The organism is Dyella sp. ASV21 (assembly GCF_016428975.1).
Classification (GTDB): Bacteria; Pseudomonadota; Gammaproteobacteria; order Xanthomonadales; family Rhodanobacteraceae; genus Dyella.
Genome location: NZ_JAELTT010000058.1, coordinates 1 through 24,980 on the forward strand (window position 1 = coordinate 1; position 24,980 = coordinate 24,980).

The 24,980-nt window shown below is 64.7% G+C and carries 21 protein-coding genes, 1 tRNA gene and 1 pseudogene; 8 read left to right on the top strand and 15 right to left on the bottom strand.

Features of this window, described 5'->3' with window-relative positions; all coding sequences use genetic code 11:
* On the bottom strand, positions 1-3,019 hold a 3,019-nt coding region (gene purL, locus JHD67_RS16330), incomplete at its 3' end, for a phosphoribosylformylglycinamidine synthase (RefSeq protein ID WP_199100296.1).
* 365 nt (positions 3,020-3,384) lie between these two features.
* On the opposite strand from purL, the gene JHD67_RS16335 reads away from it, so the two are divergent.
* The 4 genes from JHD67_RS16335 to JHD67_RS16350 all read left to right on the top strand — a co-directional run bounded on the left by JHD67_RS16335 (position 3,385) and on the right by JHD67_RS16350 (position 8,469).
* Positions 3,385-5,154, top strand: coding sequence for a glutamine--tRNA ligase/YqeY domain fusion protein (locus JHD67_RS16335; RefSeq protein WP_199100297.1), 1,770 nt, complete (start codon positions 3,385-3,387; stop codon positions 5,152-5,154).
* 24 nt (positions 5,155-5,178) lie between these two features.
* On the top strand, positions 5,179-5,736 hold the full coding sequence (locus tag JHD67_RS16340) for a nucleoside deaminase (protein WP_199100298.1): 558 nt from the start codon (positions 5,179-5,181) through the stop codon (positions 5,734-5,736).
* Complete coding sequence (locus JHD67_RS16345; RefSeq protein WP_199100299.1) at positions 5,733-6,470, top strand: VTT domain-containing protein; 738 nt, start codon at positions 5,733-5,735, stop codon at positions 6,468-6,470. The genes JHD67_RS16340 and JHD67_RS16345 overlap by 4 nt, the downstream gene beginning before the upstream one ends.
* Positions 6,471-6,621: 151 nt before the next feature.
* A complete protein-coding gene (locus JHD67_RS16350) occupies positions 6,622-8,469 on the top strand; it encodes a hybrid sensor histidine kinase/response regulator (protein ID WP_199100300.1) in 1,848 nt (615 codons plus the stop codon).
* A 2-nt stretch (positions 8,470-8,471) separates the two neighbouring features.
* On the opposite strand, the gene JHD67_RS16355 is transcribed toward JHD67_RS16350, so the two are convergent.
* Positions 8,472-10,319: a type VI secretion protein IcmF/TssM N-terminal domain-containing protein gene (locus tag JHD67_RS16355; RefSeq protein ID WP_199100301.1), complete on the bottom strand. Its 1,848-nt coding sequence runs from the start codon at positions 10,317-10,319 to the stop codon at positions 8,472-8,474.
* 256 nt (positions 10,320-10,575) lie between these two features.
* Between JHD67_RS16355 and JHD67_RS16360 the strand changes: the two genes are divergently transcribed.
* Both JHD67_RS16360 and phnD read left to right on the top strand, forming a co-directional pair.
* A complete protein-coding gene (locus tag JHD67_RS16360) occupies positions 10,576-11,277 on the top strand; it encodes a response regulator transcription factor (protein WP_233171973.1) in 702 nt (233 codons plus the stop codon).
* 124 nt (positions 11,278-11,401) lie between these two features.
* Entirely contained in the window at positions 11,402-12,472 is a 1,071-nt protein-coding gene (phnD, locus tag JHD67_RS16365) for a phosphate/phosphite/phosphonate ABC transporter substrate-binding protein (RefSeq protein ID WP_343214383.1), read from the top strand.
* 18 nt (positions 12,473-12,490) lie between these two features.
* Here the strand turns inward: phnD and JHD67_RS16370 are convergent, their stop codons facing one another.
* Positions 12,491-13,012: a DUF3617 family protein gene (locus JHD67_RS16370; protein WP_199100302.1), complete on the bottom strand. Its 522-nt coding sequence runs from the start codon at positions 13,010-13,012 to the stop codon at positions 12,491-12,493.
* Between the two features lie 370 nt (positions 13,013-13,382).
* Here JHD67_RS16370 and JHD67_RS16375 point away from each other — a divergent pair, with 370 nt between their 5' ends.
* Together JHD67_RS16375 and JHD67_RS16380 are read left to right on the top strand one after the other, a co-directional pair.
* Positions 13,383-14,819, top strand: coding sequence for a HAMP domain-containing sensor histidine kinase (locus JHD67_RS16375; protein WP_199100303.1), 1,437 nt, complete (start codon positions 13,383-13,385; stop codon positions 14,817-14,819).
* A 99-nt stretch (positions 14,820-14,918) separates the two neighbouring features.
* On the top strand, positions 14,919-15,056 hold the full coding sequence (locus tag JHD67_RS16380; protein WP_199100304.1) for a hypothetical protein: 138 nt from the start codon (positions 14,919-14,921) through the stop codon (positions 15,054-15,056).
* A 152-nt stretch (positions 15,057-15,208) separates the two neighbouring features.
* Here JHD67_RS16380 and JHD67_RS16385 read toward each other — a convergent pair.
* From JHD67_RS16385 to JHD67_RS16440, 12 genes and pseudogenes are all read right to left on the bottom strand, one after another.
* Positions 15,209-15,284 (bottom strand) — tRNA-Lys (locus tag JHD67_RS16385).
* Between the two features lie 80 nt (positions 15,285-15,364).
* Positions 15,365-16,054, bottom strand: a complete 690-nt coding sequence (gene queC, locus JHD67_RS16390) for a 7-cyano-7-deazaguanine synthase QueC (protein ID WP_199100305.1) — start codon at positions 16,052-16,054, stop codon at positions 15,365-15,367.
* A 168-nt stretch (positions 16,055-16,222) separates the two neighbouring features.
* The gene (queE, locus tag JHD67_RS16395; protein ID WP_199100306.1) at positions 16,223-16,915 is read right to left on the bottom strand and encodes a 7-carboxy-7-deazaguanine synthase QueE; all 693 of its coding nucleotides are present in this window, start codon (positions 16,913-16,915) and stop codon (positions 16,223-16,225) included.
* Between the two features lie 10 nt (positions 16,916-16,925).
* Positions 16,926-17,789 (bottom strand): tol-pal system protein YbgF, encoded by an 864-nt coding sequence (ybgF, locus tag JHD67_RS16400; RefSeq protein WP_199100307.1) that lies wholly within the window; start codon positions 17,787-17,789, stop codon positions 16,926-16,928.
* Entirely contained in the window at positions 17,789-18,295 is a 507-nt protein-coding gene (gene pal / locus JHD67_RS16405) for a peptidoglycan-associated lipoprotein Pal (protein WP_199100308.1), read from the bottom strand. Before pal ends, ybgF begins: the two co-directional genes overlap by 1 nt.
* A 249-nt stretch (positions 18,296-18,544) precedes the next feature.
* A complete protein-coding gene (gene tolB, locus JHD67_RS16410; RefSeq protein WP_199100309.1) occupies positions 18,545-19,861 on the bottom strand; it encodes a Tol-Pal system beta propeller repeat protein TolB in 1,317 nt (438 codons plus the stop codon).
* Positions 19,862-19,869: 8 nt separating this feature from the next.
* The gene (gene tolA / locus JHD67_RS16415; protein WP_199100310.1) at positions 19,870-20,814 is read right to left on the bottom strand and encodes a cell envelope integrity protein TolA; all 945 of its coding nucleotides are present in this window, start codon (positions 20,812-20,814) and stop codon (positions 19,870-19,872) included.
* The gene (gene tolR, locus JHD67_RS16420) at positions 20,811-21,248 is read right to left on the bottom strand and encodes a protein TolR (RefSeq protein ID WP_199100311.1); all 438 of its coding nucleotides are present in this window, start codon (positions 21,246-21,248) and stop codon (positions 20,811-20,813) included. Before tolR ends, tolA begins: the two co-directional genes overlap by 4 nt.
* 3 nt (positions 21,249-21,251) lie before the next feature.
* Complete coding sequence (gene tolQ / locus JHD67_RS16425; protein ID WP_199100312.1) at positions 21,252-21,941, bottom strand: protein TolQ; 690 nt, start codon at positions 21,939-21,941, stop codon at positions 21,252-21,254.
* Positions 21,942-21,974: 33 nt separating this feature from the next.
* Positions 21,975-22,403: a tol-pal system-associated acyl-CoA thioesterase gene (gene ybgC / locus JHD67_RS16430; RefSeq protein WP_199100313.1), complete on the bottom strand. Its 429-nt coding sequence runs from the start codon at positions 22,401-22,403 to the stop codon at positions 21,975-21,977.
* The gene (gene ruvB, locus JHD67_RS16435; protein WP_199100314.1) at positions 22,396-23,445 is read right to left on the bottom strand and encodes a Holliday junction branch migration DNA helicase RuvB; all 1,050 of its coding nucleotides are present in this window, start codon (positions 23,443-23,445) and stop codon (positions 22,396-22,398) included. Before ruvB ends, ybgC begins: the two co-directional genes overlap by 8 nt.
* Positions 23,446-23,545: 100 nt before the next feature.
* Positions 23,546-24,856 (bottom strand): annotated as a pseudogene (locus JHD67_RS16440) (KUP/HAK/KT family potassium transporter); the annotation flags it as partial.
* Positions 24,857-24,980: the final 124 nt, after the last annotated feature.

The following is a 24,980-nucleotide window of genomic DNA, read 5'->3' on the forward strand; positions in this document are numbered from 1 at the left end:
CGTCCAGGCGCCACTCGTTCTCGGCGTCGGCCGTCAGCGGGTTGTCGCGCAGGCGCTGCATGGCGTGGCTGGTTTCGTTCCACGCGTCGAACAGCGTGCGCCAATTCCACTTGAACAGCGTGTCGCCGTTGTGGAACAGCTTGATGCCCAGCTTTTCCTTGGGGCGACCGATGCGGTACGCCATACCGGTGAGCTCATGCTTGACCAGCAGCGCCTCGAACGCTTCGCGATTGGCCGTGGCAACCTGCACCACCGCGCCCAGTTCCTCGTTGAACAGTGCGCGCAGCGTGGCTTCGGCCCAGCCGTCGAGCTGGATTTCCAGGCCGCAATGGCCGGCGAAAGCCATTTCCAGCAGGGTGACGATGACGCCACCGTCGGAACGGTCGTGATAGGCGAGCAGCAAGCCGTTGGCATTGGCCTCCTGCACGAGGTTGAACAGCGACTTCAGACGCTTGGCGTCATCCAGATCCGGCGGCACGCCGCCGCCACGATTGAACACCTGGGTCAGCGCGGAACCACCCAGGCGGTCGCGACAGGCGCCCAGGTCGAGCAGCCACAACTCGGAATCGCCGCGATCCAGGCGCAGCTGCGGCGTGAGCGTGCGACGCACGTCCGTGACGCGGGCAAACCCGGTAATGACCAGCGACACCGGCGATACGGTGCGCTGCACGGTGTCGCCGTCCGTCCACACGGTCTGCATGGACAGCGAGTCCTTGCCGACCGGGATGGAGATATCCAGCTCTGGGCACAGTTCCATGCCCACGGCCTTCACGGCGTCGAACAGCGCGGCATCTTCGCCGGCGTAGTTCACGGCGGCCATCCAGTTGGCGGACAGGCGCACTTCGCCCAGCGAGGCAATCGGCGCGGCGGCGAGATTGGTGATGGCTTCGCCCACCGCCAGGCGCGCGGCGTCGGCGCTATTGAGCAACGCTACGGGAGCGCGTTCGGCGATGGCCATCGCTTCGCCGGTATAGCCGTCGAAATCGGTAATGGTGACCGCGCAATCGGCCACCGGCACCTGCCACGGACCCACCATCGGGTCGCGCGCATTGAGGCCGCCCACGGTACGGTCGCCAATGGTAATGAGGAAGCTCTTGCTGCCCACGGTGGGCAGGCGCAGCACGCGCAATAGCGCCTCGTCCATGCTGATGCCGGCCAAGTCCGGCACCAGGTCGACACGCGGCTTCACGTGGGTGGCATCGCGATGCATGCGCGGCGCCTTACCGAACAGCACATCCATCGGCAGGTCGATCACGTTGGTATCGGTGCGCGGGTCGTGCACGGTGAGGTGACGCTCGGCCGTGGCTTCACCCACCACCGCATACGGGCAGCGTTCGCGAGCGCAGTAGGCTTCGAACTCGGCGAGGTCGTCCGCGCCGATCGCCAGCACATAGCGCTCCTGCGACTCATTGCTCCAGATCTGCATGGGCGACAGCGAAGGGTCATCGCACGGCACGCGCGACAGATCGATGCGGCCGCCGACATCGGCGTCGTTGAGCAGTTCGGGGATGGCGTTGGACAAGCCACCCGCGCCCACGTCGTGGACGCTCACGATCGGGTTCTTGTCGCCACGGGCCCAGCAGCTGTCGATGACTTGCTGGCAGCGGCGCTCCATCTCGGCGTTGTCGCGCTGCACGGAGGCGAAATCCAGCTCCTGGCTGGAGGTGCCCGAGGCCACCGACGAGGCGGCGCCGCCGCCCAGGCCGATCAACATGGCCGGACCGCCCAGCACGATCACCTTGTTGCCTGGCTGTACATGGCGCTTCTGCACATGGTCCGCGCGGATGTTGGCCAGGCCGCCGGCGATCATGATCGGTTTGTCGTAGCCGCGACGCACGCCGGTTTCACCGGTTTCGTGCTCGTAGGCGCGGAAATAACCACCCAGGGCGGGGCGACCGAATTCGTTGTTGAACGCCGCCGCGCCCAGCGGGCCGTCGCGCATGATTTCGAACGCGGTGGCCATATGCGGCGGCAGCGGGCGATCCACTTCCCACGGACGCGGCTTGCCCGGAATGCGCAGGTCCGACACCGAGAAACCGGTAAGGCCGGCCTTGGGCTTGGCGCCGCGACCGGTCGCGCCTTCGTCGCGGATCTCGCCGCCCGCACCGGTGGCCGCACCCGGCCAGGGTGCAATAGCGGTGGGATGGTTGTGCGTCTCCACTTTGATCGCGTAATCGACGCGCTCGGGGTGTGCACGCCACACGCCGTCTTCATCGGCGAAGAAGCGCTTGCCCTCGTAGCCCTCGATCACCGCCGCGTTGTCCTTATAGGCGGACAACGTATGCGCGGGCGAATGCTGGTGGGTGTTCTTGATCATGCCGAACAGGCTCTTTTCCTGAGCCTCGCCGTCCATCGTCCAACTGGCGTTGAACACCTTGTGGCGGCAATGCTCGGAATTGGCCTGGGCGAACATGAAAAGTTCGGCGTCGCTGGGATCGCGCCCCAGTTCGGCGTAACGCGCCGCCAGGTATTCGATCTCGTCGTCGGCCAGGGCCAGGCCCAGCTCCTTGTTGGCCTTGTCCAGCGTGGCCTTGGCGTCGTCGCCCAAGGCGATATGCACCAGCGGACCCGGTTCACCGGCCAGGAACAGGCCCTGCGCGCCGTCCAGGTGGGTCAGCACCGACTGCGTCATCGCATCATGCAGCACACCCAGCACCGCCTGATACTGAGGCGATTCCGGCGCGGGCAGCGCGGCTACCTGCCAGGCCACGCCACGTTCCACGCGGCGCACGTCGAAGCCGGCGCCATGCAGAATGTCGGTCGCCTTGCTCGACCACGGCGAGATGGTGCCCAGACGCGGCACCACCCACAGCGAGGCGGGCTCGGGGGCAGCGTCCCTGGCCTCCAGCACCTCCAGCAGGCGGGCGCGCTGCTCGCCTTCCGGCATGTGGGCGGCATCAATGAAATAGACGAACCACGAGGCCTGCACGCGGGTGCCACGATGAATGGCTTCCAGGCGGGCGTTCAGTCGTTCGAGACGAAAAGGCGAGAGGGCGCTCTGCCCGTCGAGTGCGATCATTCGGGGAACGGGAGCTATGCGAAAACGCCTATTGTACCTCAAGGCGGATGGAGACTGCGGCGACGCAGCATCTCGCGATCGGTAAGGCCGGCACGGCCCGGGAAAACCGCCTGCCGGGCTAACCCCTTGTTTTAGATCGCCACCGAACCCTTGAGGCGTCCCGCGAAAGGGGTATCTGGCGGGTTTGAGCCGCCTCATCGCAGGCGAACCGATACCGGCCGATATCGTGCGCCCCACAATACGCCAACCCAGCCTCCAGGCCACGGGCGCTTCACGCCCAGCCCTGAAACCCAACAAAACACCCCCACCTTAGGAACGGGTAAACTTGGCCGTTTCCGTCACCGCGCACGAGCATTCGATTTCCGATGTCTACCGAAAAAGCCGCCGTTGAAACCATCGTCCCGCCCGCCGCACCGCAGGCCGAGGGCCAACGAGACTTCATTCGCCAGATCATCCGCGAGGATCTCGCCAGCGGTAAGCACCACGCCATCCGCACCCGTTTCCCGCCCGAGCCCAACGGTTACCTGCATATCGGCCACGCCAAGGCCATCTGCCTGAACTTCGGCATTGCCCGCGAGTTCACCGGCTGGTGCAACCTGCGCCTGGACGACACCAACCCGGGCAAGGAAGACCCCGAGTTCGTCGAGGGCATCAAGGACGACGTGCGCTGGCTGGGCTACGAGTGGCACGACCTGCGCCACGCCTCGGACTATTTCGAGGTGTTCTATGACGCCGCGGTCAAGCTGATCAAGGACGGCATGGCCTACGTGGACGACCTGAACCCGGAAGAGATGCGCGCCTACCGCGGCACCCTCACCGAGCCCGGCCGCAACTCGCCGTTCCGCGATCGCAGCGTGGAAGAGAACCTGGACCTGTTCCGGCGCATGCGCGCGGGCGAATTCGCTGACGGCGCCAAGACCCTGCGCGCCAAGATCGACATGGCCTCGGGCAACATGAACATGCGCGACCCGGCGATCTACCGCATTCGCAAGATCGCTCACCAAAATACCGGTGACGCGTGGCCGATCTACCCGATGTACGACTACGCGCATTGCCTCTCCGATGCGCTGGAAGGCATTACCCATTCGCTCTGCACGCTGGAGTTCGAGGACCACCGCCCGCTCTACGACTGGTTCGTGGACAAGGTGGATCTGGTGAACCACCCGGAGCTGTGGCAGCACCTGCGCGAAGGCGGTTTCCACACCGAGCCGGCCAAGCCCCGCCAGATCGAGTTCTCCCGCCTCAACCTGTCCTACTCCATTACCAGCAAGCGCAAGCTGGCGCAGTTGGTCAACGAGAACCTGGTGGATGGCTGGGACGATCCGCGCATGAACACGTTGCGCGGCCTGCGCCGTCGCGGCTTCACGCCGGCCGGCCTGCGCCTGCTGATCGAACGCCTGGGCGTGAGCAAGCAGAACAGCGTGATCGATTATTCGATCCTGGAAAATTGCATCCGCGAAGACCTCGATGCCACCGCGGCGCGCCGCATGGCCGTGCTCGATCCGCTCAAGCTGGTCATCAGCAACCTGCCCGAAGGCCACGAAGAGCAGCTCACCTTCTCCAATCATCCCAAGGACGAGAGCTTCGGCACACGCCTTGTGCCGCTCTCGCGCGAGCTGTGGATCGAGCGCGAGGATTTCGCCGAAGTGCCGCCGAAGGGCTTCCATCGCCTGAAGCCCGAGGGCGAAGTGCGCCTGCGCGGCGTGGGCATCGTCAAATGCGACGAGATCGTCAAGGATGCCGACGGCAACGTCACCGAACTGCGCTGCACGCTGGACCTGGAATCGCGCCAGGGCATGCCGGGCGCCGACCGCAAGGTCAAAGGCACCATCCATTGGGTGAGCGCCAAGCACGGCGTATCGACGGAGGTGCGCGTATACGACCGTCTGTTCAACGTGCCCGCCCCCGACGATGAAAGCGACGGCAAGAGCTGGATCGAACACATCAATCCGGACGCCAAGCGCGTGGTGCGTGCATGGCTGGAGCCGGCCGCGGCCAGCGCCGAACCGGAGCAGCGCTTCCAGTTCGAACGCCTGGGCTACTTCGTGGCCGACCGTATCGACCACCAGCCCGGCACGCCGGTGTTCAACCGCACGGTCACCCTGCGTGACGCCTGGGCCAAGCAGGCCGGCTAAGCTGGCGCTTATAGGGAGATAGGCATGTTGCGTCTGCAGATTCACCTGACCTTGCCGCCGTGGATCGGCGATGTGGTCGATACCAGCAAGCGCTACGTCACTGACGAGGACCGCGTGGGCCTCGCCATTGAACTGTCGCGCCACAACATCGAACAAGGTCACGGCGGCCCGTTCGGCGCGGCCGTGTTCAACGAGGAAGGCCGCGTGGTGTCGGTCGGCGTCAATCGCGTAGTGCCGCAGACCTGCTCGGTGGCACACGCCGAAATGATGGCGTACATGGCCGCGCAGCAGCGACTAGCGGCCTTCCGCATCAACGAAGGTGGCGGCCGCTACACCCTCGCCACCAGCGCGCAGCCATGCTGCCAGTGCTATGGCGCCACCGTGTGGGCGGGCGTGGACGAGCTGCTGATCGGCGCCCGCGCCGAAGACGTGGAAGAGTTGACCGAGTTCGATGAAGGTCCGCTGCCGGCCGACTGGGCGGGCGAGCTGGAGCGCCGCGGCATCGCCGTGCGTCGCGACATCCTGCGCGAGCAGGCCCGCGGCGTGCTGGCCGTGTACGGCCAGAGCGGACAGCACTATTGAGCCGCCTGCGCGCCGCGCTGCCGCTGATCCTGCTGGTGATCGCTGGCATCGTGTTGTTTAGCTCGGGCGTGCTTGATCGTCTGCACCCCGAGCAGCTGGTGCGGCATCAGGCGCAACTGCGCGAGGAGATCGCCGGTGCGCCTTGGCTGAGCCGTGTGGCCTATATCGGCCTGCTGACGCTGGCTACCGCCACTGGCATTCCGGGCGCCGTGGTGGTGATCATGGCTGGCGGCTTCGCCTTCGGCGTGTGGGAGGGTACCGTCTATTCCTCCATCGGCCTCATGCTCGGCACGCTGATCCTGTTCCTGGCCAGCCGCTATGCCTTCGGCGCGGGCAGCAAGCACCCGCCGGCCATCGTGGAGAAGCTGCATCACGGGTTCGAGCGGCACCCGCTGACCTACACGTTGTTCTTGCGATTCGTACCCGTCGCGCCATTTGGCCTGATCACCGTAGGCCTTGCCTGGTTGCGCTGCCCGCTGTGGCTGTTTCTAGGCGCCACCTGGGTGGGCGGCACGGTCACTACCTTCTTCGAAACATCCATCGGCGCCGGCCTGGGAGAGGCTTTGGCGCAAAGCCAGGGCCACTTCGGCGCAAGTTTGCTATTGCAGCGCGGCGTGTGGATGCCGCTGGGCGCCGTCATCGTGCTGGCCCTGCTGGCACCCCTGGCGGAGCGTCTGCTGCGGCGGCACCGGCAGGCCAAGCCTTCCCATCCGGCCGATCGCCCACAACGTTGAAGGTAACCCCTCGGCCAATGGGCTAGCTGCCCAACTTGGCGAATCGCGCTAGGCTGATCCCAGCTGGCGCTCGGAGCGTCGGACAGGGTGATAGCCAATGGTTGCAGGGGCGAACTCCCGGGCAGTTCGGTGGTGGCGGCGCACGTCGTTGATGCAACGACTGGCGCTGGTGGCGCTTGTGCCTACGCTGGTCACCGCCACCCTGCTGGTCACCATGCTCACTCAGCGCCAGCTGGGGAGCTTGCTCGGCATGGCGCAGAACACCGCCGATGCCATCGCCACCCAAACCGCCTCCGTCTCCGCCGCGCCCTTGCGCGACATGCAACGCCGCGAACTGGTGCGCATCGCCGAATCCACCGGCGAGCTGCCCCATGTGGCGCGCGTGCAGATCCGTGCCGCGGATGGCGAAATTCTCGCCGATGACCTGGGCCGCAGCGGCGCCAACAGCAACGAAACACTTACCGTCACCCACGATGTGATCGACACCGATCGATCCGACCACCCGGTACTCGGTTCGGTGCTGGTGGATGTCAGCCTCTCCGATGCCATCGCCGCCCAGCGCGCCAGCCTTCAGCACGCACTGATCGCGCTGGGCATCAGCCTGCTGGTGGCGGCCGTCATCGCCTGGCAGGCTGCGCGCTGGATCAGCGCCCCCTTGCGCCGCCTGGTAGCGGCTGTGCATCAATTGGGGCGCGGCGACCGTCACGTCGAGGTGCAAGTCACCGATGAAAATGAAATCGGCGAATTGCAACGCGGCTTCAACAGTGCCGCACTGGCGCTGTTCGACGTGCAACGCAGCATGGAGCGCGAGATCGAGCAGGCCACCGTGGAGCTGGCCCGCAAGAACGCGGCGCTGGAGGCGGCCAGCGTAGCCAAGGCGCGCTTTCTGGCAGCCGCCTCGCACGATCTGCGCCAGCCGCTTTATGCGCTCACCCTCTTTTCGTCATCGCTGGCGGTGGACGAGCGCGACCCGGTGCGGCTGGACCGCATCGCGCACATCCAGGAATGCGTGGAGGCGCTCGATCATCTGTTCAGCGAACTGCTCGACCTGTCGCGCCTGGAAACCGGCGCCATGCAGATCGAAATCACCGAGTTTCCGCTCGACCAGGTGCTAGAAGAGGTAAGCCGCAATTTCCGCATGATCGCCGAGCAGCACGGCCTGCGCTTGATCATGCGTGCCACCGATCTATGGGTGCGCAGCGATCGCACCATGCTGGCGCGCATTCTCAACAACCTGGTCAGCAATGCACTGCGCTACACCAACGAAGGCGGCGTACTGGTGGTGGCGCGACAGCGACTCGACGGCACCGTGCGGGTGGATGTGTGGGATACCGGTACCGGCATCGCACCGGAGCATCAGGCCCGTGTGTTCGATGAGTTCTATCGCGTGGAATGCCATAGCGGCGGCGAGCGCGATACCGGTCCGCGCCGTGGCCTGGGTCTTGGCCTCGCCACCGTGCAGCGCCTGGCCGAGCTACTGGACACCCAGGTGCAACTCAAATCCACGCCGGGGCGCGGCAGCGTGTTCAGTTTCCATCTGCCCAACGTGCCGCCACAGCATATTCCCGGCAGCCGTGGCGACGAAACGCCGCTGGATGTATCCGGCATGCGGGTACTGGTGATCGATGACGAACCGGCGATTCTCTCCGGTATCCGCTACCTGCTGCGCAGTTGGGGTTGCGAGGTGGCCGTGGCGGAGGATCGCACCCAGGCGCTGCTCGCCGCCGAGGAGTGGCCCGTGCCGCCAGATCTGGTGATCTCGGACCTGCGCCTGCGCGACGGCGAAAGCGGCCTGGACGTGCTCGCCGCACTGGACGATCACTATCAGCGCGACGGCAACCTGCCCTTCCCGCGCCTGCTCATCACCGGCGAAACGCGCAGCGATCGCCTGCGCGAAATCATGGCCGCCAAGATCCCCGTGCTGTACAAGCCAGTGTCGCCGGAACAACTGCGCGAAGCGATGATGATGGCCTGGAACGGCACACACGCGACGGCATAACCTCAGTTCGCCGCATCTTCCTCGCGTGCCGCCACACGCCGGGCCAACGCCCAGTCGCCCGGCAGGAAACGGTGGAACAGGTCTTCCACAAAGTCGCCGCCCGGCGCGTCCGGCTGTGGCCCGGCGGTGAAATACGTGCCGCACCAATGCAGCCGCCGCCCCGCGATGGTGGGGCCGGCCAGCAACTGCGCCAGGAACCGTTCCAGACCATCCTGCAATCCGTACAGCGACCATAGAAACTCAAACGCCTGGCGGCGGCCGTGCGGATCGCGACGCTCCGCCAGTGCCGCCATGGCCACGACGCGCAGGCGTTCCAGGGTGGCGCCCACCCATACATGCAGCCGACTGGTCGACAGGCTCTCCGCCCGTGCGGTACTCACCCGCCAACCCAGTGCGCGGCGCAGCGCAGCGGCAGGCAAGGTCTGCTTGAACGCGGCGTAGCCCGGCAGCGATTCCAGCCCGGTCACCACCACGTAGAGCGGCAACTGCAAGTGCAGCGCATGCACGGCCTCATCCACCATGTCGTAAAGGTGCTGGGCCGGCGAATGCTGCGCCGAAATCGGCTCAAGCAGGCGATCGGCTGCGATGCAGATCACTACGCCATCCAGCGGCAGCTTGCGGCGTTCGCGCGCCAGCATGGCCAGCGCCGTACGCCAGGGCGAATCCATCGCGCGCGGTGACTCCGGCGCCCGGATCAAACGCCCCCCCGGCTCCACCGCCACGACCGAACGGTAAAGCCACCAATGCCAGGGCCTGGCGGCATCATCACCAAGCAGCGCACGCGCATGGGGCGCACGCGCGGCGGCCTGCAACAGATTGCGCACCTGTCCCGCGCTGTCGCCGACGAACAGCAGCCATGGATGGCGCGCCATGCGACGCCACTCGCCGCGACGGCGGAAGGGATGCAACAACGCACCGCGCGCATGCCGGGCCGCGTCGGCCAGGGCCGCCCACACATCACCGATGCCGTAACCCGCATCGGGATGGTCGGCGATCCGCCGATGTACACGACGCAAGACCAAGTGATGCCACACCAGCGCCCCCGCCCAACCGAGCAACCCCGCTACCGCGACCGCCACGCCCGCCCACGACCACGCCTGCGCCGGAATCGCCAGGCTGAAGGCCGGCCCCACGAACGCAACCAGCACCAGCAATACCAGCACCGAAGCCACGAGAGGTGCGGTACGGCGGCTGATCCACGATGCCTGCAGCGGATGCGAGGGCGTACCCGGAACCTGATAGGGCTGCGGCGTGATCGGTTCGCGCTGCAGGGCCTGCAGCACGGCGCCAGCCGTGACACCCGGCCGGCAATGCAATGCCTTGATGCGTCCCAACTCTCCGCTATCGCCCTGTTCGTAGTAGTACTGCCCTACGAAACCGAGCAGCAACGCCATGGCATAAACCTCACGCACCTCTTCGGTATCGCTGCCCAAGCCAGCCAAGTGATCGAAGAACTCGGTCGCCGCGCTACCCGTGCGAAACAGGATGAGCTGTAGCGGCTCGCCCTGCTCGTGCGCGTCCTCGTGCCGTGCCATCACCTCGTCAAACCAGGCCACGGCGGCGAATGCCGCCATTTCGATTTGCGCCAGCGGCTTGCCCGCCGTCAACGCGACCTCGCGCGCCTGCTCTACTAATAGGCGTGCCTGCGCATGCGTGGCGGCAGCCACGTCAGGGCGCGCCAAGGCATCGACCTGCTCGTCGAGGAGCAGGCCGTAGGAGAACAAAGGAGCAAAGCATTCCAGCAGCCGCATGCTGCCAAGCGTTACGCCTATGCGGCGCCGCTGCAACTCCTCACCCAATCGGCCGCCCGGCATGGCCGCGACGGCATCTGTTTCCGGAACCCAGTTCAAAGAAGTGCCTGCGTGCTATTGGATCCTTCCCCTAGGCGTGCCCCCCGAGGCCACCACCCGGTCCGGAACAGAAAACCCATAAGCGACTCCCCATCGCAGTTCGCCGATTTTCGTAAGCCCCCGCAAGAGCGGCCATATCACCTTGTGACTAGACCATTCGTAGGCACTCCCTGGTTGCCGAGCGAGCAGGCAGGGGCTATGTTGCTAACGCGGGTATGCAGCGATGGGATCGCCGCATGACGCCATGGGGAACGACATGCGCATACTGATCGCAGACGACCACCGGCTGATCGTCGAAGGGGTCAAGCTCAAGCTGGGCGAGCTTGGACCCGACACTGAATTCGTCATCGCCATGGATATGGCGGAACTACGCGAGGCGCTGCATGCGCCTGACGCGCGCTCGCTTGCGCTCGCGCTGATCGACTTGGCGATGCCAGGCGTACGCGGCAACGAACACCTGGCCGAGGTCATCGAGCAACTGCCCCACATCCCCGTCATCGTGCTTTCCGGCTCGGAAGATGCCGCCCTGATGAAGAGCCTCCTCGCCATGGGCGTACAAGGCTTCATCCCCAAGGCGTATTCGCCCGAAGTGATGCTGTCGGCGGTACGCCTGGTGCTATCCGGCGGCGTGTACGTGCCACCACTGCTGCTGCAGGAGCGTGGCGACAGCGCCGCCGCTTCGGCAGGCAATGCCGCCAGCACACCGCTCTCGACCCTCTCGGCCGCCGTTGCGGCAGCCAATGACTCGCTGGAAGAGCGTCTGCGCAAGTTGCTCACCGAGCGCCAGATCGATGTGCTGCGACTGCTCTCGCAGGGCAAGCCGAACAAGTTGATCGCCCGTGACCTGGGCATCAGCGAGGGCACCGTGAAAATCCACCTTGCCGCTATTTTTCGCGCCCTCAACGTGCGCAATCGGGTGGAGGCAGTCGTCGCTTCGCGGCGCATCAGCGGGCTCTAGTCGGCGCTCGCCAACACCCCTCTCCCCCTTCACCTGGCCCTGACAATCGCGGCGTATGCTGCGACGGCGGACGTCGTGCGGCGCCCGCAACCAGGGCGCAAGCATTCAACCGCAGGGGGATAGCGTGTCGCCGAACGGAGGGGTTTCCAGCCTGTTCCGCCGGTTCTCGAACGGCTGGCGTCGTTGCCAGGTCGCCGCCCTGCTGCTGGCCTGGTCGATTGCCCCCTCCCCTGTCGCCGCCGCCGAGCCACCGCCTTCCAACGGTAGCTCGCACATCCGCGCACTCACCTTTGGCATTCTTCCCATTGGCGGGCCCTCCGAATCACTGGAGGCGTGGCGGCCAATGCTGGAGGATCTGAGCAAGACCCTGCATCTGCCCATTCGCAGCCTCTCGGTGAGCACGTACGAAGGCCTGGGCGAGGCCATGGCGGAGGAGCGGGTGGACTTTGCGTTCGTCTCCGGCCGATTGGCCCTGGATGCCGTGCTCAACGACCGAATGCGGGTGATCGCCCAGCTCACCCGCACCAATGGGTCGCGCGGCTACTACTCCGTGTTGCTGGTCGCCAAGGACTCACCCCTGCATAACCTGGACGATCTGTTCCGCCAGCCCGGCCACCTGCGCTATGCGCGCGGCGAAGTGTTGTCGGTTTCCGGTTATCTGGTGCCGGAAACGCAGCTATTTGCCAACCGTCGTCTCGACTCGGACACCTTCTTCGCCAGCGTCAGCGTGGACAACCATCAGAACAATGCGCTGGCCGTAGCCAATAACGAAGTGGATGTAGCCACCAACAACACGGCCGATCTCGAACGCTTCGCTCAGCGCTTTCCCGACCAGTACGCGCGGCTGCGCGTACTGTGGACATCCAGTTTGATCCCGCATGCGGTGGTGGTGATCCGCACCGATCTGCCCGCCGACCTTCGCCAGCAAGTGGCCAATGCACTGACCTCCTACGGCAAAGGCAAGAACGCCGCCAGCGAGCGGGCCAAACTCCAGCTGATCCACGACATCAGCGGATTCATGCCTGCCGGTAACGAAACACTGGTGCCGTTTGCCGATATCGAATTCAACCTCGACCGCCGCCGCGCCTACAGCGCGCAATGGGTGAGCGATGCGGCGATGCAGGCACGCCTGCACAAAATCGACGCCGAACACGAGGCGCTGGTACGCCGACTGATGGCGCCCAGCGGCCCGTAATCGCATCACGGCGAGGGCTTAGTGCGCCTGCATATCCTTGATGTTCATGGTGGTGCCGTTGGGCATCACCATGTCGCCCGGCTTCTGGCCCGCGGGGCACTGTCCAACCCAGCGGCCGGTGCTGGTTACCGTCATTTCGCTGTGCCCCATCATGGCAGGGTCGTACTTGATCTGCGTGTCCGTGTGATAGGCCGTATCGCCTTCAAAACGGGTTTCGCTGTGACTGGTGATGTTCATCGCACCGGAAGGCGCCTGGATGTTACACACCGCATCGGCCACCACCGAGTTGCCCTGCACGTTGATGTTGAACTTGCTGCACATCTGGCCGCTCATCTGCGCGCCCATCTTGTACATGTCACGGTCGGTGTCGGCATCGAGGCAAAGCTTGGTCGATTGCGCGTGACCGCCCATGCCGGAGGTCTGCATTTCCCACAGGCCCGGCTTGCGCTTGGGCATGTTGGCGGGCAGATCCACGGCGGCCACCGTACCGGCGACGCCGAGGAGGGCAATGGTGAGCAACAAACGGCTACGTACGGACATGACGATCTCCTTTCGGCCCAAAGGGCCACGCGGCGAGCAAGGTAGCGCCAAAACGCGCCGACGTCACCGCGCAAGCTTCTCGTCATGTAATGACCCATGACCGCGCCCTGTACCACCCAAGGGCTCTAGACCATTCGCACTATGGCAGCTAGCGCTAGACGAACTGGCTATCGTCGCCTTGGCCGCGATTCATTAGAGTGCAACTCAGGGCTGCTCCATGGGGTGGGCGTGTCCCACCAAGCCGTGCTTATCGTATTCAGCCGCGGGCCCATCACCAATGCAGTCGACTCTCATCATGTCCTGCCAGCGGATCCCGACGCCAGCTCGCGCCGGCTCGCCGTCCCCGCCGTGGGCCGGGGAGGCGTAACGGATGGAAGCGCGCACGCATCTGCTGCCCCGCCTGCTGATCGATGTGGTGCTGCCCGGCACGATTGCAGCGCTGGCATTGATCCTTGCGCTGTGTGTGCAGCAAACCCATAACCTGGGCGAGCGTACCGATGCCGCTGTTGCCTTGCGTCTGGAGCGCCTGGCCGGGCAACTCGGTGACGATCTGAGCCACTCTCCGCAAAGTGTGCTGGACCAGGCGCTACGCGATGGGCAGAACGACCAGTTGGTGCGCATCGAGTTTCATCGCCGGGATGGCAGTTTCTGGAGCAGCGGCCCCATGCCGACAGGTGTTGGCATGACGTACCGAAGCGAGATCAAGCCACGGTCCGATGGTGCCTCCTGGCTGAGCGTGCAGATCGATACCGCCGCGCTTCGCCGTGCCCAAGGCATGGTATGGCTGCTGGGTGGGCTGTGTGCCCTGGGCATTCTGGTGCTGGCGTGGCTTGCCCGCATGACGCTGCGCCACCGCGTGCTGGCGCCGCTCAACTACGTAGGCGAAGCGCTGCATGAGTTGGTCAACGGTCGCCACCCAGCTATCGACCTCTCGCCGAGCAGTGCCGAATTCAGCGACATCCAACAAGCCCTGGGCCGCCTCTCCGATTTGCACGAAGAACAGCGCCGTGACTGGAGCGCGCTGCAGCACGATAACGCGATGGAAGCACTCGATCGCCTGCGCCAAAGCCAGGCTGCCACGCGCAGCAAATCACAGTTCATCGCATTGGTGAGTCATCACTTTCGGCAGCCACTACAGGCGCTGGAGCTATTCGCAGGTAGCGTCGACAACGGATCGGACGACGAACGGCAGGCCTTGTTTCGCCAGATGCGCACCAGCATTGGTTCAATGACACGGCTGCTGGACGCCTTGCTGGAGATCTCTCGCCTGGATGCCGGCGTAATCGCCGTGAAGCCGGCAGGGTTCACCGCGGCCGAGCTGTTCATGCGCGACCGCACCTCGCTCAACCATGAAGCCGCCCGCAACCATGTCACCCTTGCATGGCGTGGCAGCCATCATCAATTGCATGGCGATGCGGACGTTGCCGCCAGCCTGCTTTACCAGTTGGCCAGTAACGCCATCAGTAACGCGCCGAACGGGCGTGTGCTGATCGCGGCGCGGCGACAAGGCCAGGCGGTCCGCATCGAAGTGCGGGATAACGGGCCAGGTATCGCGATCATTCATCAGCAACGCATCTTCGAAGAATTCGTGCAACTGCAAGCCGCCGAGAGCGAACGCCGCGGCGGTTACGGCCTTGGCTTGGCCATCGCCGAACGCCTGGCGCGTTTGTTGGGCACTCGCATTGGCCTGCGTTCCGAACCCGGACGTGGCAGTACCTTCTGGTTCGACCTGCCCCCCATGCCGGTCGTGGAACGCCATTCGACGCCCCGCAAGCACCCGCCCCCGGCCTGGCGGCAAGCCGGCTAAGACAGCCCAGGGCAAGCTTCAAACATGCGCGAACGCATGTACTTGCGAAATGGCGGCAAGGCTAGCAATATCTTGCGGAACAGCTCCTTAGGGGGAGTCATGCTGTTCCAAATACTCGCCAATGGTGCGGCCGTCGCCGCTGTACTCGGTATCGCCAATCTCACGAGCATCGATGGGCGCCTGCTGCGCCTGCGTCGCTTTGAGCACTCCACGCACGACGATTCGGTAGATCGCTGAGCCCTCCCGCTTGCGATCGCCGCGCGTCGGCAAACCTGCCCTTACGCGTTATGCGAGCCCTCCCTCTGGAGGGCTTTTTTTTGTGCACCCACCAAACGGTGGGCGGAATTTGGCGCAAAAAAAAACCCGCGTTGCCGCGGGTTTCTCAACGTTGGTGGGCCGTGATGGATTCGAACCATCGACCAATAGATTAAAAGTCTACTGCTCTACCGACTGAGCTAACGGCCCATCATCAAAAGCGAGCCCGCAATTTTATGGGCTAGCGGCCCCCGGCACAAGCTAAGGGCTAGCGCAGGGCGCCCTGCGGTTCACACATAGCGGGTCGGATCCGGTAGCCCAGCCGCTTTGAACCCCTCCGCACGCAGGCGGCAGGCATCGCAGTGACCGCAGGCACGGCCCTGCGCATCGGCCTGGTAACAGCTCACCGTCTCGGTGAAATCCACCCCAAGTCGCTGACCTTCACGGGCGATGTCGGCCTTGCTCATGCGCATCAGCGGCGCGTGGATACGCAGGCCCGCGCCTTCCACGCCAGCCTTGGTCGCCACGTTGGCCAGTCGCTCGAACGCCTCGATGAACGCCGGACGGCAATCGGGATAACCTGAGTAATCCACCGCATTCACGCCGCACCAGATATCGGCCGAACCCAACACTTCGGCCCAGCCCAGCGCGATGGACAACATGATGGTGTTGCGCGCCGGCACATACGTCACCGGAATGCCGTGCTCGCCACTGTCTTGATCCAGCGGTACGTCGATGTCCGCGGTGAGCGCCGAACCACCGATGCTGCGCAGATCCACCTGTACGGTCTTGTGCTCAACAGCGCCAAGCAGGCGTGACACGCGCTCGGAGGCTTCCAGCTCCGCACTGTGGCGCTGGCCATAGGCCACGCTCAGCGCATGCACCTGATAGCCCTGCTCACGGGCGATGGCGATGGTAACTGCCGAATCCATGCCGCCGGAAACGAGCACGACGGCCTTGCGGGGAGACGATTCAGACATGGGTTGTATGCACTCCTTCGGTTCAAGCCGGTGATCCGGCCGATCAAGCGCTACCGGCAAGAGAGGCCGATGCGCGAAAAGCGGGAGACGCATGAAGGGAACCAGAGAATCAGCGTCGGCCCAAAGGCCCGGCGCCGCTTACTCACCGCACTTCAGTCGCTCCGATATTCAGTGCCCGGGTTCGTCGTTCCAAAGCAGCTTGTGCAGCTGCATCTGGAAACGCACGTCGAGCTTGTCCTCGATGATCCACTCGGCGAGTTCGCGCGGTGTGATAGCCCCATGCACGGGGGAAAACAGCACCATGCAACGCTGGGTGATCGCATGCTCGGCCAGAGCCGCACACGCCCACTCGTAGTCGGCACGGCTGGCGATGACGATCTTGACCTGATCGTGCGGCAACAGGTGCTCGAGGTTCGACCACAGGTTGCGCTTGGCTTCGCCCGAGTCGGGCGCCTTCAGATCCATCACCTTGCGCACACGCGGGTCGACCTGGGACACATCGAGCGCGCCGGAAGTCTCCAGCGATACGTCATGTCCAGCATCGCACAGGCGCTGCAGCAGGATCAGGCAGCGCTTCTGCGCCAAGGGCTCGCCACCCGTCACGCAGACATGCCGTGCGCCATGCGAAGCCACCTCGGCCACAATGGCATCGATATCACGCCAGTCGCCGCCGTAGAACGAATACTCCGTATCGCACCACACGCAACGCAGCGGGCAGCCGGTAAGGCGCACGAACACGGTGCGCCAGCCGATGGCATCGGCCTCGCCCTGGATCGAGTGGAAGATCTCGGTGATGCGCAGCCGCTCGGCCGGGGCCGTGGTCGGCGCGGCCGACGCCACGGTGGAGTTACTGCCGCTCACCACACAAACCTCAGTTGGCCGGCTGCAGCTGCAGGCGACGCAGACGTTCCTGGGCCAGGCTGGCCGCCTTGGAGCCGGGATACTTGCTGCCCACGCTCTTGAGCGTGGCCTTGCCGGCATCGAGCTGCTTTTGTTCAAGCTGGCTGTAACCCAGCTTGAGCATCGCGTCCGGCGCTTTCTCGCTTTGCGGGAACTGGCTGAGCAGACGCTGGAATGCCTCCTGCGCCACCGCATAATTCATGGTGACGTAGTAGGACTCGCCCAGCCAGTAATAGGCGTTGGGCAACAGCGGACTGTCAGGGTATTGCTGGATGAAATTGCGAAAGCCGCGCGAGGCGGTGACGTAATCACCTGCACGCAGCGACTTGAACGCCTCATCGTAAGCTGCCTGCGCACCGGCGGCATTGGCCTGCGCAGCGGCGGCCTTGCCACCCTTGCCTGCATCAGCGGCGACCGGAGCCGGCGCCGGGGTTGCAGGCGGCGGCGTGGCATTGTTGCCATTGCCGCCGTTGTTGGCCGCATTACCCGGATTGCCCGCCGCTGCACCGGCACCGCCTTCGAGGCGGCCCAGGCGCGAATCGAGATCCACGTACTGCGCCTTGTTCTTGTCGTTCGCCTCCTGCAGCTGATGCTGGAGCTCTTCGATCTGCCCCTGCATCTGCTGCAACTGCGACTGCAGCGCCTGCACCTGGTTCACCAGGGTAGTGCCGCCTTGATTCTGGTTCTGCGCCTGCTGTTCCAGCCGCGATACGCGGTCGGCCAAGCTCAAGCGGGAATCCTGCGCCATGGCCGGAACGGCAAAAAGCATGGCGGACGCGAATGCGCCCGCCATGCTCATCCTGGCCGTAAAGCTGTTAGCCAGTTGCTTCTTCATTACTTCGCCGTGTAGACGATCTCGACGCGACGGTTCTTGCTCCAGCAGTCTTCGTTGTGCTCACGGCACACCGGCTTTTCCTTGCCGTACGAGATCACGTTGATCTGGCTGGCCGAACCACCGTTCGACTGCAGCGCGCTGGACACGGCATTGCCGCGACGCTCGCCCAGGCCGAGGTTGTACTCGCGGGTGCCGCGCTCGTCAGCATTGCCTTCCAGGCGGATCTGCGCCATCGGGCGATCCTGCAGGTACTTGGCGTGGCAAGCCATGATCTGCTGGAACTCCGGCTTGATTTCATCCTTGTCGAAGTCGAAGTACACGACGCGCTGACGCAGGCAAGCGTCGGTGTCGAGATCAGCCGGGGTGTACTTGTTGGAGGTCGCCGGAGCGGTGGTCACCGGGGTCTGTTCCGGAGCCGGCTGCGGCTTGACTTCCTGCTTCTTCGAGCATGCGGCCGCGCCAACGCAGAGCAGGGCGACCAGGGCGACGCGAACGGTCTTATTCATGGTGGACGTTCCTTCAAACGGGTTTGAGTTCCGACAGTCAATAATGATTGCGGTTTCGGGACAGTTTTCGCCGGTGAACCGGCTGTTATTTTGACATTTTGCTGCCGGCGGCGCGCTGTCTCGCAACCGCCTGACCCGCCAGCCGCGACGCATTGCCGCAGCCAGCAAGCTGTTTGACCCGGTGTGTCGTTTGCGGCTTCACGCCCGGGTCACGTCGTCATGACGCTTACGCTTCACGACACCAACTGGTTAACGCTGACGATAAGGACCCCAGGCCGGCTCGCGGACGTCGCCATCGGCGAGCACCAGACGTTGCCGCACCAGACCATCGGCCGACACGGCGTACAGCACGCCACGGCGGCCTTCAGAGGCGGCATAGAGCAGCATGCTCGCGTTGGGCGCGAAACTTGGAGTTTCATCGATCGGACCCGGCGAGATGAAGCGCAACTGCCCACCCAGACTGCGATCCATAATAGCAATACGATACACGTTCCCGTTGCCCTGCACCATCGCGATCTGCTTGCCGTCGTAGCTGATCGAGGCGTTGGCGTTGAACTGGCCCTGGAAGGTGATGCGCTCGGCCGAACCACCGCTGGCCGGCATCTGGTAAAGCTGCGGGCGACCGGAGCGATCCGAGGTGAAGATGATGCTCTGGCCGTCCGGGGTCCAGCGCGGCTCGGTGTCGATGGCCAGGTTGTTGGTCAGGCGGGTCTCCTGGCGGGAACCCACGTCCATCACATAGATCTCGGGGTTGCCCTGGTAGGACAACGCCAGCGCCAGCTTGCTGCCGTCCGGCGACCAGTTCGGCGCACCATTGATGCCCTTGGCACGAGCGGAAACCAGCTGACGCGAACCGGTGGTGATGTCCTGCACATAGATGGCCGAATTGCCACTCTCGAACGAGACGTAGGCGATCTTGCGGCCGTCCGGCGACCACGAGGGAGACAGCAGCGACTCGCGCGAACGAGCCACCACCTGCGGATTGAAGCCATCCGAATCGGCCACGATCAGCGAGTAGGTGGTGTTGTTACCCAGGCCCACGGCGGTGATGTAGGCAATGCGGGTCCAGAAAGCGCCCCGCACGCCGGTGATCTTTTCGTAGATGGCATCGGCGATCTGGTGGGCCACGCCACGCAGGTCACCCGCCGGCGCGGTAAAGGCCTGGGCCAGCAGGCTCTGCTGCTTGTTGACGTCCCACAGCTCGTACTCGACGCGCAGCATGCCGCCGCCGGCGTCGCTGATGCGGCCGATGGTCAGGTAGTCCTGCTTGAGCAGGCGCCAGGTAGCGAAGTTGACATCGGCGCCCTTGGACGGGTTTTCGACGATCTCGCTCTTGGCCAGCGAGCGGAATTTGCCCGACCGGTTGAAGTCGTTGCGGATCACGTCGGCCACATCGGTGGGCAGCGGCGCACCGCCGGCCTGGGCAAACGGCACCACCGCGATCGGCGTGGCCGTCTTGAGGCCGCCGACGATATCGACGTTGAGCGACTGGGCTGCGGCCGGGCCTGCGATCAACGCAGACACGACGAGCAGGACGAGGGCGAGGCTTGTGCTCAGTTTGCGCATGGGCTTCATCACTGCGGCCTGAAAGTGAAATCAATTTGGCGTTGGAACACGCTTTCGAAGCCCTTGTAGGGCAACGGCTGCGCGCGCAGCACGGCATTTTCGATGGAGCGTTTGCCGGCTTCGTCGTAGGGACAACTGGAGTCGGCCTTGGCGCTCATCACGTCGCCGCCCGGCAGCTGCACGATGTGCACGATGCACGGCGTATTCGGCATGTTATCCGGGCGAAGCCAATTCTGCGTGACCGCGTTCTGAATCGCGGCCAGGTATTGGGCCAGCAGCCCCGCATCCGGACCGTTCTGACCGGTCTGGCGCTGGTTGGCCACGGGCACGTTCTCCAGGCCGTTGTCCTGGGCGTTCTTCAGGTCCTGCATCTGCTGCTTGGCCTGATTCGCCTTGCTCTGGGCCTGCTTGACCGATTTGTCGGCCGCGTCCATCTTGGCGAACAGCTCGTCGATCTTCTTCTGCTCTTCCAGCTTGTGCTTGGCCGCCTGGGCGTCCAACTCGGCCGCGCGCTGCTTCTGCTTCTCTTCCTGCTCCTTCTTGGCGTCGTCGGCCTTCTGGGCAGCATCGGCCACCACCTTCTCCTGATCCTTCACGTCCGGATGCTCAGGCGGGGGCGGCAGCGTCTTGATCTTGGGCGTTTCTTCCGAGGGCGGCGGGGGCACACTCGGCGGCGGCGGCACGGTGGCGGGCGTCGGCTTGGCGGGCGCAGCCTTCGGCGGTGGCGCGCCCGTGGGACCCACCAGGGTTGCCTCGATCACTTCGCCCGCCAGTTGGATGGGCTTGGCGCAGGTGATCGGGTTCCAGCTCGCCGGCAGGTGCAGCGTCTCGAACAGACTTTCGTAGAACGAGCACGGCACCACCGCGAGGGCCAGGAAGCCCACGATGCCGAGATGGAGAATGGCGGAGAGTACGACAGCGGTAGACGTACCCTTGGGGGAGTCGGCCCTCATTTCTTGTTGCTCGACTCCGGCGCACTCATCAGGCCGACCTTGGATACGCCGGCCTGCTGCAGGTCGGCCAGCACCTGGTAGACGCCGTCGTACTTGCCGTCACGATCGCCCGCCACCAGCACGCTCACATCCGGGTTGGCCTTCACGAAGGCACCGACCTTGGTCTTCATGGTGTCCACATCCACCGGCTGGCGCTTCTCGGTGCCCAGCGTCAGGTACAGCTGGCCGTGCTGATCCACCGCGACGATCACCGGGTCCTTTTTGTCCTGCAGCGATTTGGCGTTGGCCTGCGGCAGGTTGATGTCGACGTTCTTGTTGATCATGGGCGCGGTGACCATGAAGATGATCAGCAGCACCAGCATCACGTCGATGTACGGAACGACGTTGATCTCGGACTTGAGCTTGAGGCGCTTGTGGCGCGCTGAGCTACGCATGGATCAGTGCCCCGCCTCGTCGGTCTGGATCTGGCGCTGCAGGACGGAGGAGAACTCCTCCTGGAACACCTCGTAGCGGGAGGCCACGCGTTCGACCTTGTTGGCGAAGCGGTTGTACGCCCACACCGCCGGAATCGCGGCGAACAGACCCATGGCCGTAGCGATCAGCGCCTCGGAAATGTGCGGCGCGACCACGGCGATGGTCACGTCCTTCATCTCGCCCAGGCCCTGGAAGGCGCCCATGATGCCGATGACGGTGCCGAACAGGCCCACGTAGGGGCTGATCGAACCGACGTTGGCGAGGAACTCCAGGTTGCGCTCCAGGCGACCGATCTCGCGGGTGCCGGCCACGCGCATGGCGCGTTCGGAACCCTCGATCACGATGCGCATGTCATTGGTCTTGCGCTGGCGCTGGCGGACGAATTCGCGGAAACCCGACTCGAACACGTTCTCCATGCCGCCGTTCTGAGAGCCGCGGTTGCTCACCTCGCGGAACAGCTGAGCCAGATCGGCGCCGGACCAGAAACGCTCCTCGAAGTTCTCCGCTTCTTCCATCGCCGCCTTCAGCTGCGAGACCTTGCGGATGATGATGACCCACGAGAGAAAGGAGAGCACCAGCAGCGCCAGCATGACGAACTGGACCAGGATGCTCGCTTCCGCGACCAGCTTGAAAATATTGACTCCACCGTTCATTGCTCGAAGGTTCTCCAGCGCACGTACATAAAATTAGGGGGAAAGGCCGGGGATGAAATCGGCCGGAATCTGCACCGGACGCATGCGGCGAACGTCGACGCACGCCACACGCACTGTCGCGCGGATCAACTCCGCACCGTCCGCCCGGCGGATCGTCTGGGCGAAAAGGATACTGGCTGCGCGCCGTTCTTTGACTTCCACGCTTACGGACAGTTCATCATCCAGCAGGGCCGCCCGCAGGAAATCGATCTGCATCTCGCGGACCAGGAAGGCCAGGCCGGTGGTTTCCTTATAGGTCGACTGGTTGATGCCCATGGCGCGCAGCCATTCGCTGCGGGCACGCTCCATGAAACGCAGGTAGCTGGCGTGATAGACCACCCCACCGGCATCGGTGTCTTCCCAATAGACGCGAACCGGCCACTGAAAGGGGTCGGTGGCGGGACCTTGCGCCAGCTCAGACATCGGCATTATCGGCAGTAAAGAGGTCGGCGGCCGCTGGATTGCGCGGCGGCGGGGTCAGTCCCAGGTGGCGCCAGGCCTTGGCGCTGGCCATGCGGCCGCGGGCGGTCCGCACCAGGAAACCCTGCTGGATCAGGTACGGTTCCACCACGTCTTCCAGGGTGCCGCGATCCTCGCTGAGCGCGGCCGCCAGCGACTCCACGCCCACCGGGCCGCCATCAAAGTTGTCGATGATGGTACTCAGCAGGCGGCGATCCAACTCGTCGAAGCCCTCAGCGTCCACCTTGAGCATGCTCATGGCGGCGCGGGCGGCATCGAAGGTGATCTGGCCGCCCGCTCGCACTTCGGCGTAATCGCGAACGCGGCGCAGGAGGCGGTTGGCGATGCGCGGCGTGCCGCGCGCGCGGCGAGCGATCTCCTGCGCGCCCTCCGGGTCGCAGGCGATGCCCAGGATGCGGGCCGAACGCCGCACGATGGCGGTCAGCTCGTCCGGCGTATAGAACTCCAGGCGCTGCACGATGCCGAAACGGTCACGCAGCGGCGCGGTCAGCAGGCCGGCACGCGTGGTGGCACCGATCAGCGTGAACGGCGGCAGATCCAGCTTGATCGAGCGCGCGGCGGGGCCCTCGCCGATCATGATGTCGATCTGGAAGTCTTCCATCGCCGGGTAGAGCACTTCTTCCACCACGGGCGACAGACGATGGATTTCGTCGACGAACAGCACGTCGTGCGGCTCGAGATTGGTCAGCAGGGCCGCCAGGTCCCCTGCCCGCTCCAACACCGGGCCGGAGGTGGAGCGCACGTTCACACCCAGCTCGTTGGCGATTACATGACTGAGCGTGGTCTTGCCCAGGCCCGGTGGCCCGAAGATCAGCACGTGATCGAGGGCGCCGCCGCGCTTCTTGGCGGCCTCGATATAAATCGACAGCTGCTCGCGCACCGCCTGCTGGCCCAGGTATTCGGCCAGCCGCTTGGGACGGATGGAGGCTTCCAAGGCCTCGTCGTCCATATGGGCGGCGGCAGTAACGATGCGGTGTTCGGTCATGGGGCGAAATTATGGCAGACCCGGATGACGCGGGCTTTAAAAAATCCCGTCCGGACAGCCCTTCGCATGTAGGAAGGGCGCCCTTGGGCGCCCTTCGGGGTCAGATCTCGACCTGGGCACCCAACTCGATCAGGCGATTGCCTGGAATTTGGAAGAACGCGGTGGCCGGCAGGGCATTGCGCGCCATGAAGGCGAACAACTTGTCGCGCCACAACGCCATGCCTGGACGCTTGGCGTCGGCAATGATGGTTTCGCGCGACAGGAAGAAGGTCGTATCCATCATGTCGAACGGCAGGCCGGCCTTGGAGCACTTCGATAGCGCCAGCGGAATGTTCGGGTCCTCGGCGAAACCAAAGCGCAGCTCCAGACCGTAGAAATTGCCGCCCATTTCGGTGATCTCGATGCGCTCGCCCGGATCGGCGGTAGGCGTTTCCAGCATATCCACCGTCAGCAGCACGTTGCGCTCGTGCAGCACCTTGTTGTGCTTGAGGTTGTGCAGCAACGCGTGTGGTACCGCATGCTGGTTGGCGGTGAGGAACACTGCCGTGCCCGGCACGCGCAGCGGGGGATGCTCGGCGATGTTCTCGATGAAGGGGTCCAGCGCCAGGCCGGATTGCTTGATCTCGCGCACCACCAGCTCGCGACCGCGACGCCAGGTGGTCATCACGATGAATATGCCCACGCCCAGCACCAGCGGGAACCAGCCGCCGTACTCGATCTTGATCAGGTTGGCGCCCAGGAACGACAGGTCGATGGTGAGCAGGAAAATGCCCGCCGCAATCACCGCCAAACGGCTCCAACCCCACTGACGACGCGCCACGATCAACGCCAAGATGGTGGTGATGGTCATCGTGCCGGTCACGGCAATACCGTAGGCCGCGCTCAAATTGTCGGAGCTACGGAAGCCCAGCACTGCCAGCAACACCATGACCAACAGGAAATTGTTGACCCAGGGCACGAAGATCTGGCCCGACATTTCGCGCGAGGTATGCACTACCGGCATGCGCATGGAGTAGCCCAGCGACATCGCCTCGCGCGTCATGGAGAACGCACCGGAGATCACCGCCTGCGAAGCAATCACCGTCGCCACCGTGGCCAAGCCGATCATCGGATATAGCAGCGGCTCCGGGGTCAGCTTGAAGAACGGACTATCGATAGCCTCGGGGTGAGCGAGCAGTAAAGCGCCCTGACCGAAGTAATTGAGCACCAGCGCCGGCAGCACGAAGCTGAACCAGGCCAGGCGAATCGGGCGCTTGCCGAAGTGGCCCATGTCCGCATACAGCGCCTCTGCACCGGTAAGCGCCAGCACCACGCCACCCAGCGCAATGAAGGCCTGCATGCCATGGGTGAAGAAGAACTTCACGCCATACATCGGGTTGAGCGCCAGCAGCACGTGCGGATTGCGCGCCACCATGTTCCTGTCGCTTGTGGACATCTGGGGGGGGGGGGGGGGGGGGGGGGGGGGGGGGGGGGGGGGGGGGGGGGGGGGGGGGGGGGGGGGGGGGGGGGGGGGGGGGGGGGGGGGGGGGGGGGGG

Bases quoted from the DNA above. Each gene is read 5' to 3' on its own strand.
- ybgC (WP_199100313.1), bottom strand. From the start codon at position 22,403: ATGTCTGAGCTGGCGCAAGGTCCCGCCACCGACCCCTTTCAGTGGCCG.
- tolB (WP_199100309.1), bottom strand. From the start codon at position 19,861: ATGCGCAAACTGAGCACAAGCCTCGCCCTCGTCCTGCTCGTCGTGTCT.
- ybgF (WP_199100307.1), bottom strand. From the start codon at position 17,789: ATGAAGAAGCAACTGGCTAACAGCTTTACGGCCAGGATGAGCATGGCG.
- JHD67_RS16335 (WP_199100297.1), top strand. From the start codon at position 3,385: ATGTCTACCGAAAAAGCCGCCGTTGAAACCATCGTCCCGCCCGCCGCA.
- JHD67_RS16350 (WP_199100300.1), top strand. From the start codon at position 6,622: ATGCAACGACTGGCGCTGGTGGCGCTTGTGCCTACGCTGGTCACCGCC.
- tolR (WP_199100311.1), bottom strand. From the start codon at position 21,248: ATGCGTAGCTCAGCGCGCCACAAGCGCCTCAAGCTCAAGTCCGAGATC.
- JHD67_RS16375 (WP_199100303.1), top strand. From the start codon at position 13,383: ATGGAAGCGCGCACGCATCTGCTGCCCCGCCTGCTGATCGATGTGGTG.
- JHD67_RS16380 (WP_199100304.1), top strand. From the start codon at position 14,919: ATGCTGTTCCAAATACTCGCCAATGGTGCGGCCGTCGCCGCTGTACTC.
- tolQ (WP_199100312.1), bottom strand. From the start codon at position 21,941: ATGAACGGTGGAGTCAATATTTTCAAGCTGGTCGCGGAAGCGAGCATC.
- JHD67_RS16360 (WP_233171973.1), top strand. From the start codon at position 10,576: ATGCGCATACTGATCGCAGACGACCACCGGCTGATCGTCGAAGGGGTC.
- queC (WP_199100305.1), bottom strand. From the start codon at position 16,054: ATGTCTGAATCGTCTCCCCGCAAGGCCGTCGTGCTCGTTTCCGGCGGC.
- JHD67_RS16370 (WP_199100302.1), bottom strand. From the start codon at position 13,012: ATGTCCGTACGTAGCCGTTTGTTGCTCACCATTGCCCTCCTCGGCGTC.
- ruvB (WP_199100314.1), bottom strand. From the start codon at position 23,445: ATGACCGAACACCGCATCGTTACTGCCGCCGCCCATATGGACGACGAG.
- tolA (WP_199100310.1), bottom strand. From the start codon at position 20,814: ATGAGGGCCGACTCCCCCAAGGGTACGTCTACCGCTGTCGTACTCTCC.
- JHD67_RS16340 (WP_199100298.1), top strand. From the start codon at position 5,179: ATGTTGCGTCTGCAGATTCACCTGACCTTGCCGCCGTGGATCGGCGAT.
- pal (WP_199100308.1), bottom strand. From the start codon at position 18,295: ATGAATAAGACCGTTCGCGTCGCCCTGGTCGCCCTGCTCTGCGTTGGC.